Here is a 17581-nt window from a genome sequence, read left to right on the forward strand (position 1 = left end):
AGCGGAACGGTTTCGTCCGCCGTCGCGCCGCCACCGGACGGGTGGCGCCTCGGCGTGCAACGCTCGCAGGCGCCCGGCCCTTTGTCAGAACGGCACTGGCGAAACCGCGTCCCAGCGCAGCCAGCTTTCGTCCATCTGGTTGCGGAACCAGGTCATTTGCCGCTTGGCATATTGCCGTGTCGCCGCAGCCCCCCGTTCGACGACGTCGGCTTCGCCCATGGAGCCAACAAGCAAAGCTGCAATCTGTGGCACGCCGATCGCCTTCATCACCGGCATCTCCGGCGGCAGGCGGAGCGCCAATAGCGTACGCACCTCGTCAACGGCGCCGGATTGAAGCATCGCCGCAAAGCGCCGGTCGATGCGCTCGTGCAGCAGTGCGCGTTCGGGCAGAACGACGATCTTCAACGCCCGGGCCGGATCGATCACCGCAGGGGCTGCGGCAGATTGCAGTTCGCGAATGGAGCGGCCGCTGACCTCAAGAATTTCCAGCGCCCGCAGGATACGCTGCCCGTCATTGGCGCGGATCGCCTCGGCCGAGCGTGGGTCGCGCTGCCCAAGCTCCGCATGCAGGGCAGGCGCTCCCTCGTCCGCAAGGCGCGCGCGCAATTTCTGGCGCACCGCATCGGGGACTGCCGGCATGTCGGAAAGGCCGCCCGTCAGCGCCTTGAAATAAAGGCCCGTCCCCCCGACGAAAACGGGAAGCTTCGACCTGCGGCGCAGATCCGCCACGACGTCCGTCGCCTGCCGCAGCCATTCGCCGCTCGAATAGGCCTGTCCCGCCGGCGTGTGCCCGTAGAGCAGGTGTTCGATACCGCCCATCTCGTCCGGCTGCGGGCGCGCCGTCAGCACGTTCAGCGTATCGTACACCTGCATGCTGTCGGCATTGACGACGACCCCGCCATGCGCCTGCGCCAGCCGTACTGCCAGCGCGGACTTGCCGCTGGCCGTCGGGCCGGTTATCAGGATCGCGTCCATGTCACCTTCAGGAATCCTCATCATGGCTCTCGTTGCCACGCTTATCGCCAATCCGTCAAATCCGGTCCTTGCATCCCAAATGGGGGAGCGGGCCGCGGATGCGGTCAATGCCTCCGGCCTCTACTGGCTGGCCGACGGGGTGGCCTGCGACATCGCGCTGCGCGAAGGCACTGATGCAGCGTCTGCGCGCCACGCGATCGCCGCCGTCATCGGCGCAGCCCCGCTCGACCTCGTCATCCAGGAGGCGGAGACGCGGCGCAAGAAGCTTCTGATCGCGGACATGGACTCCACCATGATCGGGCAGGAATGCATAGACGAGCTCGCAGCCGAAGTCGGCCTGAAGGAGCGCGTTTCAGAGATCACCGCCCGCGCGATGAACGGCGAGATCGCCTTCGAGCCGGCCTTGCGCGAACGCGTCGCCCTGTTGAAGGGCCTGCCGATCACCGTCGTCGACGAGGTCATCGCCAAGCGCATCACCCTGACCCCGGGTGGCCCGGAGCTCATCGCGACGATGAAGGCCCGCGGGCACTATACCGCGCTGGTTTCCGGCGGCTTCACCGTCTTTACCGGCAGGATCGCCGCACGCCTCGGCTTCGACGAGAACCGTGCCAACATCCTGCTGGAGAACGGCGGGCTGCTCACGGGCGAAGTCGCCGAACCCATTCTCGGCAAGCAGGCGAAGGTCGATGCGCTTCAGGACATTTCCGACCGGCTCGGCATCTCGGTCGAAGAAGCGATGGCGGTCGGCGACGGCGCCAACGACCTCGGCATGCTGCACCTTTCGGGAGCCGGCGTCGCCCTGCACGCAAAACCTGCGGTAGCCGCCGAGGCCAGGATGCGCATCGATCACGGCGACCTGACGGCACTGCTCTACATCCAGGGATACCGCAGGTCGGACTTCGCCGCACCGGCGCAGCCATGACGACCGGCGTCATCACCCGGACAGGCCGGCTGACGGTCCGCAACTGGATCGAAGGCGACCGCGATCTCTTCCATGAGATCAACTCCGAGCCCGAGGTGATGCGCTACTTTCCGTTCCGCCGCTCCCGCGCGCAGTCCGACGAATTGTTCGACCGGCTCCGCGCCATGATCGGCGAGACCGGCTTCGGCTTCTTCGCCATCGCGCTGCGCCGCGACGACCGACCCATCGGCTTCTGCGGCCTTGCCCGCACCGATCTCGCCCCGTTCCTGCCGGACGGCACCGTCGAGATCGGCTGGCGGCTGGCCCGTCCCTACTGGGGCAACGGCTACGTCACCGAGGCAGCTTCCGCGCTTCTTGCGCACGGGTTCGAAAAATGCGGTCTGGAGGAGATCGTCTCCTTCGCCGTCCCCGAAAATGCGCGCTCGACATCGGTGATGACGCGGATCGGCATGCGGCGCGATCCCGGCCGCGACTTCGATCATCCGCGCGTGCCCGAGAGCCACCCGCACCTGATCCGCCACGCGCTCTACGCCATCACCCGAGGCGAATGGCAGGCAAGGCGGCCCGCGAACGCGATCTCGCAGGCCCATTGAACCGAAATCTGACGTTGAATCAAATTGCGAGGGCGGTGACTCCGCTTCACCGCCCTCGCCTGCAAGCCATTGATCTAAATATATAACTACTCGATCCGAACCGTGACGAAGCGCAGCGCGCCCGTCTTGTCGGCGATCATCAGAAGCGCATTCCGGCGGTCCTGGGATTTCAGTTCGGCGATACGCTTGGACACTTCCTCCGGGCTCGACACGGCTTCCTGGCCGATCTCCACGATCACGTCGCCTGCCTGAATCCGCCGCTCGGCCGCAGCCGACGTCTCGTCGACAGCGGTGACGACCACGCCCTTGACGGTGTCGACGATCGAATAGGTCTTGCGAGCCGCCTCGTCCAGGGCGCCGAGCGTCATGCCCAGGATCACCGGCGCAGGCTTGGCGGGCTCGGCCGGAGCCTTCTCGCCGCCGTTGTCCTCGCCCGGCTGGGATTCGTTCTCTGCAAGCTTCTCCCCGTCCTCGAGACGGCCGAGCGTCACCTTGACGTCGACCTCCTTGCCGTCGCGGATGACCACCACATCCACGGCCTTTCCGACTGGGCTTTCTGCCACGACGCGCGGCAGATCTCGCATTTCCTCGACGTCCTTTCCGTCGAAGCGGACGATCACGTCGCCGGTCTTGATCACCCCGTTGTCCACCGGTCCGCCCTTGATGACGCCGGCGACCAGCGCGCCCTTCGCAGCCGCCATGCCGAGGCTCTCGGCGATGTCGTCGGTGACCGGCTGGATCCGCACGCCGAGCCAGCCGCGCCGCGTCTCGCCGAATTCCCGAAGCTGCGCGATAACGTTTTCAGCAAGTTCCGTCGGCACGGAGAAGCCGATGCCGATCGAACCGCCGGACGGCGAGATGATGGCCGTGTTGATGCCGATCACCTCACCCTTCATGTTGAACAGCGGGCCGCCGGAATTGCCGCGGTTGATGGCCGCGTCAGTCTGGATGAAGTTGTCGTAGGGACCGGCATTGATGTTGCGCCCTCGCGCGGAGACGATGCCCACCGTCACCGACCCGCCGAGCCCGAACGGATTGCCGATCGCCATCACCCAGTCTCCGATGCGTATCTGGCGGGAATCGCCGAACGGAACCGCCACAAGGGGCTCCTCCGGCTCGACCTTCAGCAGAGCCAGGTCCGTCTTGCTGTCGACGCCGACGAGCTTGGCCTTTAGCTTAGAGCCGTCGGCAAAGTTCGCCTCGATATCGTCGGCGCCCTCGATCACGTGGTTGTTGGTGACGATGAAGCCGGTCGGATCGATGACGAAACCGGAGCCGAGCGAATTGACCGTGCGCGGGCTGCCGCCCTCGCCTTCCTCGCCCTTGAAGAACTCATCGAAGAAATCCTGGAAGGGCGAACCCTCGGGCACCTGCGGCGCTGGCGCGTCATCGTCCGACTTCACGTTCTGGGAGGTCGAGATGTTGACCACGGCGCCGAGGAGGCGCTCTGCCAGATCGGCCACCGATTGCGGTCCCTGCGGCACCTGCAGCGGCGACTGCACCTGTGCCTGTGCCTGGGGCTGCGGCGAAGGCTTCTGCGGCTGGACCGGAGCCGGCACCTGGGCCTGAACCGGGGCGTGAATGGGGGCCTGCACCGGAGGCTGGATCTGAGCCTGCGCACGAGCGATTGCTGGCAGCATCCCCGTGCTTGCGAGCAGTGCCGAAAGAACCGTCGCCAGCACCCGCGTGCCAATCTGCCGTGACCTGCTGCTCGATGCCATCTGCACTGTCCTTTCGCGTTGTCCTGGCCGCCATCTTCGCCACGGATGCGGCGGAAATGCGGATAGCCGGAATGCCGGCCGCGTCGCGCTGGCCTCGCCGGTGACATCTCGATGATTCGCCGACAAGAGGCCAGCAGTTGATGACACCTTACACCGTTCGTCCCACGGCCGTTGATCAAATCACCGACAGCGCAAGCGCCTCCAACCACGCAGAAACGCGTGCACGCTCCTGCGCCCCTAGCCCCGTACCAGCCAGATCAGCCCGACGCCGCCCGCGATGGCGGCAAGACCGGCAAGCCTCAGATGGCCCTCGGGAATGGACGGCAGGATCGCCGCCATGCGCTTCAAAGACGAAGGGGCCAGCGCGTACGCCAGCCCCTCGATGACCAGAAAGAACGCGAATCCCGTCAGAAGATCCGCCATGGCACCGGCCTCAGTCTGCCGGTGCGGGTGCAGTCGGGGGTACCGGCGCGGCGGGAGCAGCTGCGCCGGGCTGTGACTGGCCGCTGAGGCTGCCGAAATAACGGAAGAATTCCGAATCCGGCGACAGCACCAGCGTCGTGTCGCTGACGCCGAGGCTCTGACGATAGGCCTCCATCGAGCGATAGAAGGCGAAGAACGCAGGATCGCGTTCGAACGCCTCGCCGAAGACGCGGTTGCGTTCGGCGTCGCCCTGACCGCGGATGATCTCCGACTCGCGCTGTGCTTCCGCCACGATCTCGACGACCTGGCGGTCGGCGACGGCCCGGCGGGTCTGGCCGCGCTCGTTACCGCGGGCACGGATCAGCTCGGCCTCGGCAAGACGCTCGGCCTTCATCCGCTCGAACGTCTGCTGGGAGACTTCCTGCGTCAGGTCGGTACGGCGGATGCGCACGTCGGTGATCGTCAGCCCGAGATTCTGGGCGTCCTGCGCAAGTTCGTTGCGGACCTCGCGCATCATCGACGCGCGCTCGTCCGAAAGGGCCGCCTCGAAACCGCGCAGACCGTAGACGCGGCGAAGTGCCGCATCCAGTCGGGTGCGCAGCCGTGCCTCGGCGGCATCGCGGTCGGCCGAAACGGCCTCCCGGAACCGGCGGGCATCGCTGATGTGGTAGACGACGAAGGCATCGACCTCATAGAACTTGCCGCCCGAAACCTGCACGCGGATGTTGTCCAGGTCGAAGCGAAGCGCCTGATCGGACACGTACCGCACGCGATCTGCGTCCATGAAGGCAAACGGCAGCTTGAAGTACAGGCCAGGCTCCGTCTTGACCGACTGGATCTCACCGAAGCGGACGACCACCGCCTGCTGGCGGGCATTGACGATGAAGATCGACGAATAGGCGAGGAAAAGCACGACGGCGAGGCCAACGAGGATGGCCGGCAAACGGTTACCCATTACTGCGTGCCTCCCTGCTGCTGCGCCGGCGTGGTCCTGCCGAGCTCGTTGAGCGGCAGGAAGGGAACGACACCCTGTCCGCCCTGCTTTTCGTCGATGACGACGGTCTTGGAGCCCTTCAGGACGCCCTCCATGGTTTCAAGGAACATGCGCTGACGGGTCACGTCGGGCGCGAGCTTGTACTGATCGTAGATCGAGATGAAACGCTGCGCCTCACCTTCCGCCTCGTTGACGACGCGGTTCTTGTAGGCCGCGGCTTCTTCGCGGATCTGTGCGGCCTGACCGCGGGCGAGACCGAGCTTCTGGTTGGCGTACTGGTTGGCCTCTTCGACGAAGCGATCCTCGTCCTGCTCGGCGCGCTGCACCTCGTCGAACGCGTCGGCGACTTCGCGCGGCGGGGCCGCATCTTCGATTGCAACCGTGTTGATCGCAATGCCCGAACCGTACTCATCCATGGTCGACTGGATCGTGGCCTTGACGGCTTCAGCGATCGCCTGACGGTTGTCGCGGAAGATGTCCTGCGCCGGACGCCGGCCCACGACCTCGCGCATCGCGCTTTCGGCGACCTGCTGGAGGGTGGCGGACGGGTTTTCGAGGTTGAACAGATAGGCGCGCGGATCGGTGATCGAATAGAGCACCGAGAACTGCACGTTCACGATGTTCTGGTCGCCCGAAAGCATCAGTCCGCTGTCTTCGGCGTTTACCGACGCACCGCGGCGGCCGATGTTCTGCTGCTGCTCGGTGACCGTCACGATCTCGACGGTCTCGAACGGCCAGAAGTGGAAGTGCAGGCCGGGCATGGAAATTTCGTCCTTCGGCTTGCCGAAGCGCAGTTCCACGCCGCGTTCGTCCGGCTGGACGGTGTAGATCGAGTTCATCAGCCAGAAGACGCCGATCAGAAGCGCCGCGATGACGAAGATGCCGCCGTTGAAGCCACCGGGAACCACGTTTTTCAGCTGGTCCTGTCCGCGCCGGATGATCTCTTCGAGATCCGGCGGACCGCCGCTGCCGCTACCGCCGCCGCGCGGGCGGTTCGGTCCCTGCCCCCAGGGTCCCTGATTGTTGCCGCCGCCGCCCCCCCAAGGGCCGCCGCCGCCGTTCTGATTGCTCCAGGGCATCAATACCTCTTTCTCTGGAAATCCCGCTCTCGTGCGCGCGAAGTCTCCTTCGGCACATGATGTGAACCCGTTATATGTATCCCCCATGCCGCTTTCAACGGAGCGGGTCTAACTTCCGGGCAAATGGGGCAAAATAGTTCGTGAACAGACCCTTAGAGGGCCAAATCGGGGTCAGAGCGCCTGACATAGGTCAGGAAATGCATGCCGTGGCTGTCTTTCTCGCCCTGCGGGATCTCCTCCTCCTGAGCAATCTCGAAAACGGCTGGATCGATCATTGGGAAGCGGGTGTCGCCCTCCACCTCGGCTTGAACCTGGGTGAGGTGGATGGCATCGGCGGTTGCGATCGTCTGGCGATAGATGTCTCCACCGCCGATGATGCAGATTTCGTCGACGCCGAGCGCCTGCGCCTCGCGGCGGGCATAGACGAGCGCCTCGTCCAGCGAACGGGCGACAATCACCCCGTCGGGACGAAAGGCGGTGTCGCGGGTAACGACGATGTTCGGCCGGCCCGGCAGCGGCTTGCCGATCGACTGGTAGGTCCTGCGCCCCATCACCACCGGCTTGCCGATCGTCACCTGCTTGAAGCGCTTCAGGTCTGACGGCAGCCGCCATGGCAGATCGCCGTCACGCCCGATCACGCCATTCAGCGCCGCGGCCACCACCAGAACGATCTTCGGTTCACTCATTGCAATGCCTCTTTTCGCTGCGCCAGGCGCATTCTACGCATCATCGCGCGCCTGTGCGCGGGCGAGTGCCGGCCTTGCGGCCATGCGGGCGACATAAGCGTCGATCGCGGCGCTTTCGGGGAGGATGGCGCGAAACCACATCAGCGAGCTCGCCAGAATGACGTCGACCGAACAGGGCCGCTCGCCAAGCAGGTAGGGATGCTGCGTCAAGGTGGCGATGAAGCGTTCCGACATCGCCTTGTAGGTCCGCCCAGCCTCCGCGTTCGTCGCCGTCCAGCCGGTCATCTGCGCAACCGCCGAGGGCTCGCCGACGCCGGCGTAATAGGAAAGCCAGGAAAGATAGGGGCCGCGCTCGGAGGTCCCGATATCGCGTCCCATTGCGCAGCCGGGGAAAAGGTCGCTCAGGTACAGCGCGATCGCCGTCGTTTCCGTCACCAGCACGCCGTCATGCAGCAGCGCCGGCACCTGCCGGTGCGGGTGCGGATTGTCCGCATCCGGCTCACCCGAACCGTCGGCGCGCCGAATGCTCACCTTGCGGATGTCATACTCCGCCCCGAGCTCCTCCAGAAGCCAGAGCATGCGAAACGACCGCGATCGCGGCGCGTGAACGAGCGTCAGCATGGCTTCCTCCTCTGCCAGCGCTTTTGCCGCTAGACGGCAATCGGCGCCTTGATGCTCGCGTCAGCCTCATAGCCGACAAGCTCGAAGTCTTCGTAGCGGAAGCCGAAGAGATCCTTCACCTCCGGATTGATCTTCATGAACGGCAAGGGCTTCGGCTTGCGCCCAAGCTGCTGCTCCGCCTGCTCGAAATGGTTCGAATAGATATGGGCGTCGCCAAGCGTATGAACGAAATCGCCGGGGAGGAGATCGGTGACCTGCGCCACCATCATCGTCAGGAGCGCATAGGAGGCGATGTTGAACGGCACGCCGAGGAAGATGTCGGCCGAGCGCTGGTAGAGCTGGCAGGAGAGCCGGCCGTCGCTGACGTAGAACTGGAAGAGGCAGTGGCACGGCGGCAGCGCCATCTCGTCCACCAGAGCCGGATTCCATGCCGACACGATATGGCGGCGCGAATGGGGGTTCTTGCGGATCGCCTCCACCAGGCCGGCGATCTGGTCGATGTGTCGCCCGTCCGGCGCCGGCCAGGACCGCCACTGGTAGCCGTAGACCGGGCCGAGATCACCGTTCTCGTCCGCCCACTCGTCCCAGATGGTGACGCCGTTGTCGCGCAGGTAGGCGATGTTCGTGTCGCCCTTCAGGAACCAGAGCAGTTCGTGAATGATCGAGCGCAGATGCAGCTTCTTCGTCGTCAGGACCGGAAAGCCCTCGGAAAGATCAAAGCGCATCTGGTAGCCGAAGACCGAGCGCGTGCCCGTGCCCGTCCGGTCCGAACGGTCGGAGCCGTTGGCCATCACGTGACTGAGGAGGTCGAGATACTGCTTCATGTGTCGGCCACCGATTCTGATACCGCTCCCAATCTAGGGCGAGGATGACGTCCGACCAATGCGGAAAAGGAAATTTCCAGTGCTTTTCGGCCCGCCGGCGACGGACCGGCGGGCCGAGCGCATGGCTCTCAGGCAAGTGCGCTCAGCTTGTCGAGTTCCTTGGCAGTGAGGTAGTAGAATGTCACGCGCGACTTCGAGCGGTCATCGGCCATGGCGGCGCAGACATTCTCCACCGCCTTTTCGGCCGCCTCGCCGGTAACGCCCAGCTTCTTGCCGCACCACTTTTCCTTGACCCGATCCAGTTCCTCCGGATCCGAGCAGGAGACGAGCGCGGAATCGCGGTTGCGCAGCGCAATGCCGAGGTGGCTTACGATCTTCTTGACGACGGCTTCATCCGCACCGCTGTCATATTTGCGGACGTCTGCGAGATAGTCGGTCATGCTGTCTCCTCTTCAGTTGCCGGGCCAGGGACCGGGTCGGCGCCTCGTGCCGAGGCTGGCAGTTTTTCACGCAAAAATGGCAAGTCAAGCGCAAAGAGGCCCCCTGGTGGAGTATCGCTCCCCGGCGCCTTGTCGGAATGGCTAAAGAATTGTCACAAGGACCTTTTCTTGGGCGCGCGAAACTCTTATATGTCGATTGCTGCCTTGTGCAGCTATGGCAATAAACGGGCGGTGTAATAAACCCATTGGACCCGGGGGCGGTACCCGGCGCCTCCACCAAAAACCGATCTGCGCGATCGGCTTTTGATGGGGGCGAAATAGGATCGACAAGGGCGTAAAGATCGACTTTTTGCTCGGCATTGTACCACCGTTATCGGGCTAAACTTATAGTTGCAAACGACAACTATGCTGAAGCACGTCTCGCTGCTTAATCGCGGTGCGACACTTCAAATCAAGTCCTTGCGGGTAGCACTGTAAGGCGGGGTCCGAAGGCACCTGGCAACAGAAGCCTTCACCTTCTCCCCTCTTTCGAAATGGTTTATAGCTGTCGATCGGATGACTCGCGCCGCATCGCGACTTGCGGGTTTTCGACAGGTAGTGAACGGGCCGGCGAGGCCGATCGCATTTGACGTCGGCGACCGATTTCGGCAAAAGGCGACAAAGCATGCGAAACGAGAAGAAAGACGGGCTCTGATGGCGCAAGACCACATCCGCTATGACATACTGGCTCAGGACGCGCTCCGTAGCGTCATCCGCAAAGTCCTGAGCGAAGTGGCGGCAACGGGCCATCTTCCTGGCGACCATCATTTCTTCATCACCTTTCTGACCGGCGCCCCCGGCGTGCGGATTTCCCAGCACCTGAAGTCCAAGTATCCCGAGCAGATGACCATCGTCATCCAGCACCAGTTCTGGGAACTCAAGGTCACAGAAAGCCTGTTCGAGATCGGCCTTTCCTTCTCCGATACGCCTGAAAAGCTGGTGATTCCGTTCAACGCCATCCGGGGCTTCTACGACCCGTCCGTCAGCTTCGAACTCGAGTTCGACGTCGCGATCGACGAGGAGGAGGAAGAAGCCCCGGCGGCCGAGATCACCGCCTATCCGCTCGACAAGGCCGAGGACGAGGCGCCGAAGACCGGTGGGGACGACGACAAGAAGCCGGGTGGCTCGGTCGTCTCCCTCGACTCTTTCCGCAAGAAGAACTGAGGAAAGGCGGCGGCATGAGCGGCGACGTCGTCAATCTCCGCCAGTTTCGCAAGCAGAAGGCCCGCTCCGAGAAGGAGCGGCAGGCCGAGCAGAACCGCATCTCCTTCGGCCGCACCAAGGCCGAGAAGAACCTGACCCGCGCCCTGAACGAGAAGGCAGAAAAGACGCTCGACCAGGGCCATATCGACAAGCCGGAATGACCGGCGGCTTCCAGAAATTTCATACACTTGCGGGATGACGATGATGCGGTACGCAAGCGACCTGAATCGGATTGCGAGCAAAAGCCGTTGATCCGCAAGCACTCAGCCACCCTGCACGGCCATCGCACCAGCTTCTCGCTGGAGGAACCATTCTGGCAGGAACTGAAGACGATTGCCGCCGGTCGCGGTATTGCCCTTGCCACCCTGTTGACCGAGATCGACGACGCCCGCCCGCCCGAGAGCAACCTCTCCTCGGCCCTGCGCGTTCATGTCCTGGAAGCGCTGAAGACGCGTATTCGCCAAGGCGCAACCGAATAGGCGCCCTGCAACAGGATGTCGCGCGGGCGTGTCACCGCGCCAGCCCAGAGCGAGCCGCCCCGCCCTCCCGCCAATGTTCCCACGCAGGAGCCGGACGGTTCAGTTCACACCGGGAAGCGCGTCGAAATTCAGGCTGTCGCCGCTGATCGGCGGCAGGGGTTCGCGGACAACCCCCTCGCTCGGATCGACGCGGAATCCCTCGCCGGGCTGCGCCGGCCGCTGCTGCTCGGCCGCGCGGCGCTCGGCCTCGGCGCGGGCCGCCTGTTCCGCCCTCACCTGCTCGGCGCGCCTGCGCGCCTCCGCGCGTTTGCGTTCTTCTTCGGCTGCGCGAAGCCTTGCCGCTTCCGCAATCGCAGCGCGCTCCTGCGCACGGGACCGGTAGAGAGCCGCCTCGCGGCGCAAGCGCTGCTTTTCGAGAGCGCTCGCCTGCAGGATTTCGACGCGCCGCCGCTCCCGCTCGAACCGCCGCAGCGACAGGTAATTGCCGAGCGGCTGGGCATCGAGGCGCATCCTGGGCTCTGCGATCGGTCCGTCGAAGAAGAGCGTCACCTCGGGCTCGCCCCCGGCCATGGCTTCCTCACCGGCACGCAGCCGCATTCCCACCTGCCCCGCAAGCGTCCGGTCGGCCAGATTGATTTCGACGCCGCCGCTGAAGGTCGCAGCGCCGTCCGTCCCCGTTACCGCATCGGCGCGAAGCTTGCCGGAGGCGATCGTGAAGGGAATGTTGACGGCGCCGAGCAGCGCGTCGCCGCCGAGCGTCTCGCCACGCGCAATCTCCTCGGAACGGCTTTCGGTGATATCTCCCTCCGTCACGTCCGCTGCAGCCAGGATCGCCCCGAAGCCGTCGCTCCGCAGACCGCGCAGTTTCAGTCCATTGAGACGCGCTTCCCCCGAACCGCTGGCGGCCGCGATCATCGCAGCCGCGCTCTCGCCGGAAGCGTCGAGCGCAAGGGTGATGTCGCCGCGGCCTTCGGCGACAGGACTGCCCGAGGCCGTCCAGACCATCTGCGAAACATCAGCGCCCGAAAGCCTCAGGCGCGTTTCCAGGAGGCCGGTCGTACCGGCATTCGAAAGCTTGAAGCGGCCGCCGAGCTTTCCGCCCAGCCAGTCGCCGCCGACGTCGTCCAGCGCGATGTCTCCCCCGGTCCAGGCGAGCGTTCCGCCAAAATTCTCGACCGGCCCGTAAAAGCCCGTCCAGAAGCGGGCCGCCGTCAGTTGGACGTTCACATCGGCGTTTTCACGTGCGGGACTTGCCACGGGCTCCGCACTGAACCCTTCTCCGTCCACACTCTCGATCGGCCCGAGGATCCCCTCCGCAAGCCAGGCCAGATCCAGCGTATCGAAGGCAAGCGCGCCCGTCGCCTTCGGCGCGGACGCCGTCCGGTCGATGCGCAGTTCGCCCGAAACGCCGTTGCGGTCGACCGTGCCGCCGATATCCGTAAGCTGGATGGCGTCCCCGCCAATCGCAGCTTTCGCCCTGAGCGCCACCGGAAGCCCGGCGCCGGTCTGCGGCAGCACGATATCATTCATCAGCAGATAGGGCTCGATATCGGCGGAGTCGGCCGAGATCGCGAGATCGCCTTGAAGGAACCGTTCCGCCGAAAGATCCACCCTGCCATCGACAGCAATCGACGTGTCGCCGGCCGTAAAGACGAAGGAGACTTCACCGGGGCCGGTCTTCGACTGCGAGAACTTGACAGCAACCACCCCGTCCGCCTCGCCGTCGAAGGGCAGAGGCTGCAGGCCAAGCTGTCCCGCAAGCACGACGGTGCGCGGATTGGCCAGCATCACCTCTCCCTCGATGTTGCCGCCGTTCAAAAAGTCACCGAAATTCTCAGCCGAGACGCGGGCATCCACGCGCCCGCCATTGGCCGTTCCGGCCACGATCATCCCCAGCGGGCCGCTCCGGTCACCCGGCAGTGCCAGCGTGACCTTGAGGTCGGCATCGTCGTAGTAGCCAGCGCCGGTGACAAGGCGGGCAAGCAGCGGATGCGGCGGGAGGTGCCGCGAAATCAGCTCCAGCACGGGCCGGATCTCCCCCGCCCGCACGGTCAGATCCAGTCCGGCCGATGGCGTGGCAAGCGTGCCGCCCATCTGCCCCCGGACGGACACCGCAGCCCCCGCAAGCGAAGCGACGTCCAGCCGGCTGACATCGAGCTCGCCGTTCCTGAGCGACAGCTTGGCATCGACCCCTTGCGCCTCTTCTCCGAAGGCCGTGAAGCGGTCTGCCTTCAGGGCAACCGCGATCGAATGGCGCAAGAGGGTATCGGCGGAAGCTTCGCCGGCGAACAGCCCGGTCAGCGCGCGAAGCGTCTCGATCTCGACGCTGTTGCCACCCAGCTCCACCGACAGCGCCGGCGCCGCGTCGGCGCGCGATTCCCGCTCGATCCGCCCGGTCAGAGACGCCCCCCCGGCGGCGATCTCCAGCTTTTCGAAGCGTTGCAGCTCGTCGGTCAGCTCCACCTCGGCGGCAAAGCCGGCGCTGCGCAGGCGGCGAATTTCCGGGTCCACGGAGCCTGCCAGCCAGGCGGCGAGGCCGGAGGGCTGGTTCGAGGCAACGAGCAGGTCACCGCTGAAGCCGCGATGCCCCCTCAGCGTCAGCCGGCCCTTGGCATCGACGGTGGTGCGGCCGGGAAACTGCGCCGTGCCGCGCGCCACCTTCCAGCCCTCGCCATCCGGCTCGACATCCAACAGCACCTCGCGGACGGTCGTGTCCCCGATAACGATCGCCGGCAACTTGAGGCTGGCGCGCCCCGGCACCTGCGGAATGGGAATATCGGCGAGGATGGAGAGAAGGTTGTTGAGACGCTGGCGAGCGGAAATGTCGGCGTTGCGGCCGGTCTTGCCCTGCTCCCCGTTGCGCCCGATCCGGCTGACGTCGATCTGCTGGCCATCCGCGATCAGCAGGAATTCAGGGTGCCTGCCGGTGTCGAGCGTCGCCTCCCCTGTCACGATATAGGGATCGGAAGGATCGCCCGCCGACAGCTCGTACTTGGGCACCCGCACGCGCTCGTTGGTCAGCTCGAAATCGCCGGTGATCCGGAGCGCATTCGGCTGCGGCTTCTCGTTCGCCGGCCGCTTCTGCGACAGCACGAAGGTGCCGCCATATTGCGGCTTGAAGTCGGCGACCTTCAGATCGCCGTCGAGATCGGCGCTAAAGGCGATCTTGTCGGGAACGATCCGCGCCTTCACCTTCAACGTGCCGTGCTCGTCGAGTTGGCCGGTGGAGACCTGGAATGCACCGGGATTACCGTCGAGCGTTCCCCGCCCGTCGATGCGCCACGGACCGGTCAGCGACCGTGCAGACATCTGTGCGTTGAGGTCGGCAAGTCGGCGCGTGCGCCCGGCCTGCTCGTCGACGAACTCGATTTCGCCGCCGGTAACCGAGACGTTCTCCAGAACCACGGTCTTGGCCGGGATATCGGAGCGGCGGCCGCGCGCCCAGTCGAGCGTGCCGTCGGAAAGCAGCGTCAGGCGCACCTTCGGCCCGTCGATGCGCATGTCGAAAATCAGCGCCTCGCCGCTGAGAAACGGCGCCAGCTCCGCGTCCATGGAAAAGCGGTCGATGGTGACGATCGGCTCCGCCCCCTCCTCCTCGCCGACGCGCACGTCGTGCAGCGTGACGGAGGGAAAGGGAATGAGACGGGCATCGACAGTCCCGTGGACGACCACCTTGCGGCCGACGATCCGGCTTGCCTCGCGCTCGAAATCCTGGCGGAAACCGGTCCAGTCGATGAAATACGGGGCAAGCAGCGCCGCAAACAGCGCCAGTACCACCAGACCACCTACCGCCAACATCACCCGTGAGAGCACGCCGCCAATCCCGACATCTACTTCAATCGTCTGCCGTCAGAATAAGGCCCAGCGCACGTCTTTCGCGCATTCGCGACGGTATTCCTGCCGGCAACATCTTCAATGACTATAAGCAGATGGCAGCCGCCATGTCTCACTCCGGGCGAAAAATCTTTCCGGGATTGAGGATGTTGTCCGGGTCCAGGGCCCGTTTCACCTGCCGCATCACGTCCACGGCTTCGCCCAGCTCCCGCGGTAGGAAGGACTGCTTGCCCTGCCCGATGCCGTGTTCGCCGGTGCAGGTGCCGTCCATGGAAAGTGCGCGCGCGTTCAGCCGGGCCACGAACGCCTCCACCTTCTCGATCTCGGCGCTGTCCTTGTCGTCGAAGACGACGCTGACATGGAAATTGCCGTCGCCGGCATGGCCGACGATCGGTGCGAGCAAACCATGCTCCTCGATATCGGCCTCGGTCGCCGCGACGCAGTCGGCAAGGCGCGAGATCGGCACGCAGACATCTGTCGCAAGCACGGCCGCTCCCGGCCGCAGCCCTTTAGCGGCCCAGTAGACGTCGTGGCGCGCCTTCCACAACCGCGCGCGCTCCTCCGCATCCGCGGTCCATTGAAAATCGCCGCCTTCGCATTCCGAGGCAACTTCGCCGAACTGGCGCGACTGCAGCGCCACGCTCTCCTGGCTGCCGTGGAACTCGACGAAAAGGGTCGGCTGCTCGGTGAGCGTGAGCCCGGAATAGGCGTTGCACGCCTTGATCTGCAGCGTATTCAGTAGCTCGATGCGGGCGACCGGAATGCCGAGCTGGATCGTCGCGATGACGGCGTTGCAGGCGTCCTTCAGCGTCGGGAACCCGCAGATGCCGCCGGCGATCACGTCCGGAATGCCCTGCAGGCGCAGCGTGATCGAGGTGAGAACGCCGAGCGTGCCTTCCGAACCGACATAGAGCCGGGTCAGATCGTATCCGGCAGACGACTTGCGGGCGCGCCGCGCGGTGCGGATCTCCTCACCCTTTGCCGTCACGACGGTCACGGCCAGCACGTTGTCCTTCATCGTGCCGTAGCGCACCGCATTCGTGCCCGAGGCGCGCGTCGAGGTCATGCCGCCGATCGAGGCGTTCGCGCCGGGGTCGATCGGGAAGAAGAGCCCCGTATCGCGCAGATAGGCGTTCAGTTCCTCGCGTGTAATGCCGGGCTCGACGGTGCAGTCGAGGTCCTCCGCATTGACCTGGATGACCCGGTTCATACGGCTGAAATCGATGGAGATGCCGCCGAAAGGCGCATTGATCTGCCCCTCGAGCGAGGAGCCGGTGCCGAATGGGATGATCGGCACCCCGTGCTCGGCGCAGAGCCGCACCGCCGCCTTCACGTCATCGGCGTTCTCGGCAAACAGCACGCCGTCCGGCAGTTGCGCCGGTATATAGGTCATTGTGTGCGCGTGCTGGGCGCGGATTGCTTCGCCGGTTTGAAAACGCTCCGCGAAGATCTGCCTGAAGGCGGAGATGGCGGTCGCGATCGCCTCTTCGTTGCGTGCCCCTACCCTGATGTCCGAAAGCGCCACTATCGTCTCTCCCTCTGCGTCCGCGGACTTATCGGAAACCGCAGCACGCCTGTCCAGAGCAAGTTTGCCATGCGCGCCGCCGTAACCCCCGCGGGCGCGCAGTCTGCAAACCATTTGTAATGTACAGTTTCATGGCGGATAATTGCAGTCACGGATGGAAAGGAGCGCAAGCCATGAGCCAGCGCAGCATCTGGACGATCGTTGCAGTCGTTATCCTGTTGGCGATCCTCACCGTAGGCTATCGCATAACCGGTGAGCGCCTGACATTGGCAACCGCGACGACGACACCACCTGTTTCGAGCGAGCAGACCGGATCGACCGGCGGTACAACGGCCCCATCGACGGGCACGGCAATCCAGCCGAAACCGGTCGACGGCGCACAGCCGGCGACGAGCAACTGACAGCGCGCCGTCGCACCGAGCCTCCACTCCGCCTCGACATCGCGCCGGCGAAAAGGTGACGGTCATTCGGAACGAACACCCGTCAAAACACCAGAAAGTCGGCCGCCGTCAGATCAAGCCCTGCACCGATATTGGCAAACCGCACCGCCGCCACCTTGCCGGCGCCGTCGGCATCGTATGAAAGCGCGCCAGCCTTGTCGTCGTAGACGATGCGGTCGTGCGAATCCGTCGCCTTCGTACCGATGGCAAGGGCCGAAACCGTCAGTGCGCCCACCTTCAGTTTCGTGAAGGTATCCTGATCGAGGAGGATACGGTCTTCCGAAACGTCGAAGTCCCTGATGGTGTCGATATTGGCCTTGCCGAGCCGCGTATCGAACACAAACTGGTCAATGCCCGATCCGCCGAGCAGGACATCATTTCCCGCACCACCGCTCAGCCGGTCGTTGCCACCGCCGCCGCTCAGCCGGTCATTGCCGGCACCGCCCGAAAGCCTGTCGCTGCCAGCCTCCCCGAATAGCCGGTCATCGCCCGTGCCGCCGAGAAGCGTGTCACCGCCGGAGCATCCGTAGAGCCGGTCGTCGCCGCTACCGCCGCTCAGCCGATCGTTGCCGCGGCCGCCCAGCACTGTGTCACCGCCGCCGCGTCCGGAGATGCTGTCGCCGCCCGCCAGCCCGTCGATCCTGTCGGAGAGGTTCGACCCGCTCAGCGTATCCGCCTTGGCGGTCGGGCGGATATGGGCCGGACTGCCGTCATGGGTGCCGACGAGGCGATCGAGATCGCGCTCGGGCGCGGCGAACGGGATGAACCCGTCTTTCAACGCCA

The 17581-nt window shown here is 65.0% G+C and carries 18 protein-coding genes and 1 other RNA gene; 7 read left to right on the forward strand and 12 right to left on the reverse strand.

Annotation, left to right across the window (positions count from 1 at the left end; all coding sequences use genetic code 11):
* Positions 1-84 precede the first annotated feature (84 nt).
* Positions 85-999: a tRNA (adenosine(37)-N6)-dimethylallyltransferase MiaA gene (gene miaA / locus CRO48_RS12025; RefSeq protein WP_097139534.1), complete on the reverse strand. Its 915-nt coding sequence runs from the start codon at positions 997-999 to the stop codon at positions 85-87.
* Here miaA and serB point away from each other — a divergent pair.
* Together serB and CRO48_RS12035 are read left to right on the forward strand one after the other, a co-directional pair.
* Positions 998-1897 (forward strand): phosphoserine phosphatase SerB, encoded by a 900-nt coding sequence (gene serB / locus CRO48_RS12030; protein WP_097139536.1) that lies wholly within the window; start codon positions 998-1000, stop codon positions 1895-1897. The genes miaA and serB overlap by 2 nt on opposite strands.
* Positions 1894-2490: a GNAT family N-acetyltransferase gene (locus tag CRO48_RS12035; RefSeq protein WP_097139538.1), complete on the forward strand. Its 597-nt coding sequence runs from the start codon at positions 1894-1896 to the stop codon at positions 2488-2490. The genes serB and CRO48_RS12035 overlap by 4 nt, the downstream gene beginning before the upstream one ends.
* 86 nt (positions 2491-2576) lie before the next feature.
* Here CRO48_RS12035 and CRO48_RS12040 read toward each other — a convergent pair whose 3' ends face one another.
* The 8 genes from CRO48_RS12040 to CRO48_RS12075 all read right to left on the reverse strand — a co-directional run bounded on the left by CRO48_RS12040 (position 2577) and on the right by CRO48_RS12075 (position 9278).
* Positions 2577-4211, reverse strand: a complete 1635-nt coding sequence (locus CRO48_RS12040; RefSeq protein WP_097139540.1) for a DegQ family serine endoprotease — start codon at positions 4209-4211, stop codon at positions 2577-2579.
* A gap of 237 nt (positions 4212-4448) precedes the next feature.
* On the reverse strand, positions 4449-4634 hold the full coding sequence (locus CRO48_RS12045) for a DUF2065 domain-containing protein (RefSeq protein WP_097139542.1): 186 nt from the start codon (positions 4632-4634) through the stop codon (positions 4449-4451).
* A 10-nt stretch (positions 4635-4644) separates the two neighbouring features.
* On the reverse strand, positions 4645-5589 hold the full coding sequence (gene hflC / locus CRO48_RS12050; RefSeq protein WP_097139544.1) for a protease modulator HflC: 945 nt from the start codon (positions 5587-5589) through the stop codon (positions 4645-4647).
* Complete coding sequence (gene hflK, locus CRO48_RS12055) at positions 5589-6707, reverse strand: FtsH protease activity modulator HflK (RefSeq protein ID WP_097139545.1); 1119 nt, start codon at positions 6705-6707, stop codon at positions 5589-5591. Before hflK ends, hflC begins: the two co-directional genes overlap by 1 nt.
* A gap of 152 nt (positions 6708-6859) precedes the next feature.
* The gene (locus CRO48_RS12060; protein ID WP_097139548.1) at positions 6860-7393 is read right to left on the reverse strand and encodes a dihydrofolate reductase; all 534 of its coding nucleotides are present in this window, start codon (positions 7391-7393) and stop codon (positions 6860-6862) included.
* Positions 7394-7426: 33 nt separating this feature from the next.
* A complete protein-coding gene (locus CRO48_RS12065; protein ID WP_097139550.1) occupies positions 7427-8014 on the reverse strand; it encodes a glutathione S-transferase family protein in 588 nt (195 codons plus the stop codon).
* Between the two features lie 29 nt (positions 8015-8043).
* Complete coding sequence (locus CRO48_RS12070) at positions 8044-8838, reverse strand: thymidylate synthase (protein WP_097139552.1); 795 nt, start codon at positions 8836-8838, stop codon at positions 8044-8046.
* A 128-nt stretch (positions 8839-8966) separates the two neighbouring features.
* Complete coding sequence (locus CRO48_RS12075) at positions 8967-9278, reverse strand: DUF2853 family protein (RefSeq protein ID WP_097139554.1); 312 nt, start codon at positions 9276-9278, stop codon at positions 8967-8969.
* A 159-nt stretch (positions 9279-9437) separates the two neighbouring features.
* Here CRO48_RS12075 and ssrA point away from each other — a divergent pair.
* The 4 genes from ssrA (at position 9438) to CRO48_RS12095 (ending at position 10999) form a co-directional block, all read left to right on the forward strand.
* Positions 9438-9794, forward strand: a transfer-messenger RNA (tmRNA) gene (gene ssrA / locus CRO48_RS12080).
* A gap of 177 nt (positions 9795-9971) precedes the next feature.
* The gene (locus CRO48_RS12085) at positions 9972-10481 is read left to right on the forward strand and encodes an SspB family protein (RefSeq protein WP_097139556.1); all 510 of its coding nucleotides are present in this window, start codon (positions 9972-9974) and stop codon (positions 10479-10481) included.
* 14 nt (positions 10482-10495) lie between these two features.
* Positions 10496-10681 carry a DUF4169 family protein gene (locus CRO48_RS12090; protein WP_097139558.1) on the forward strand — a complete coding sequence of 62 codons (186 nt, stop codon included), beginning with the start codon at positions 10496-10498 and terminating at the stop codon, positions 10679-10681.
* 87 nt (positions 10682-10768) lie between these two features.
* On the forward strand, positions 10769-10999 hold the full coding sequence (locus CRO48_RS12095; RefSeq protein WP_097139560.1) for a ribbon-helix-helix domain-containing protein: 231 nt from the start codon (positions 10769-10771) through the stop codon (positions 10997-10999).
* A 99-nt stretch (positions 11000-11098) separates the two neighbouring features.
* Here CRO48_RS12095 and CRO48_RS12100 read toward each other — a convergent pair whose 3' ends face one another.
* Together CRO48_RS12100 and CRO48_RS12105 are read right to left on the reverse strand one after the other, a co-directional pair.
* Positions 11099-14812: an AsmA family protein gene (locus CRO48_RS12100; RefSeq protein WP_097139562.1), complete on the reverse strand. Its 3714-nt coding sequence runs from the start codon at positions 14810-14812 to the stop codon at positions 11099-11101.
* A 133-nt stretch (positions 14813-14945) separates the two neighbouring features.
* Positions 14946-16358: an FAD-binding oxidoreductase gene (locus CRO48_RS12105; protein WP_097139564.1), complete on the reverse strand. Its 1413-nt coding sequence runs from the start codon at positions 16356-16358 to the stop codon at positions 14946-14948.
* 173 nt (positions 16359-16531) lie between these two features.
* On the opposite strand from CRO48_RS12105, the gene CRO48_RS12110 reads away from it, so the two are divergent.
* Complete coding sequence (locus CRO48_RS12110) at positions 16532-16759, forward strand: hypothetical protein (RefSeq protein ID WP_097139566.1); 228 nt, start codon at positions 16532-16534, stop codon at positions 16757-16759.
* A gap of 82 nt (positions 16760-16841) precedes the next feature.
* Here CRO48_RS12110 and CRO48_RS32885 read toward each other — a convergent pair whose 3' ends face one another.
* Positions 16842-17576: a calcium-binding protein gene (locus CRO48_RS32885; protein ID WP_280952670.1), complete on the reverse strand. Its 735-nt coding sequence runs from the start codon at positions 17574-17576 to the stop codon at positions 16842-16844.
* Positions 17577-17581 lie beyond the last annotated feature (5 nt).

Source organism: Rhizobium subbaraonis (assembly GCF_900220975.1).
Taxonomy (GTDB): Bacteria; Pseudomonadota; Alphaproteobacteria; order Rhizobiales; family Rhizobiaceae; genus Mycoplana; species Mycoplana subbaraonis.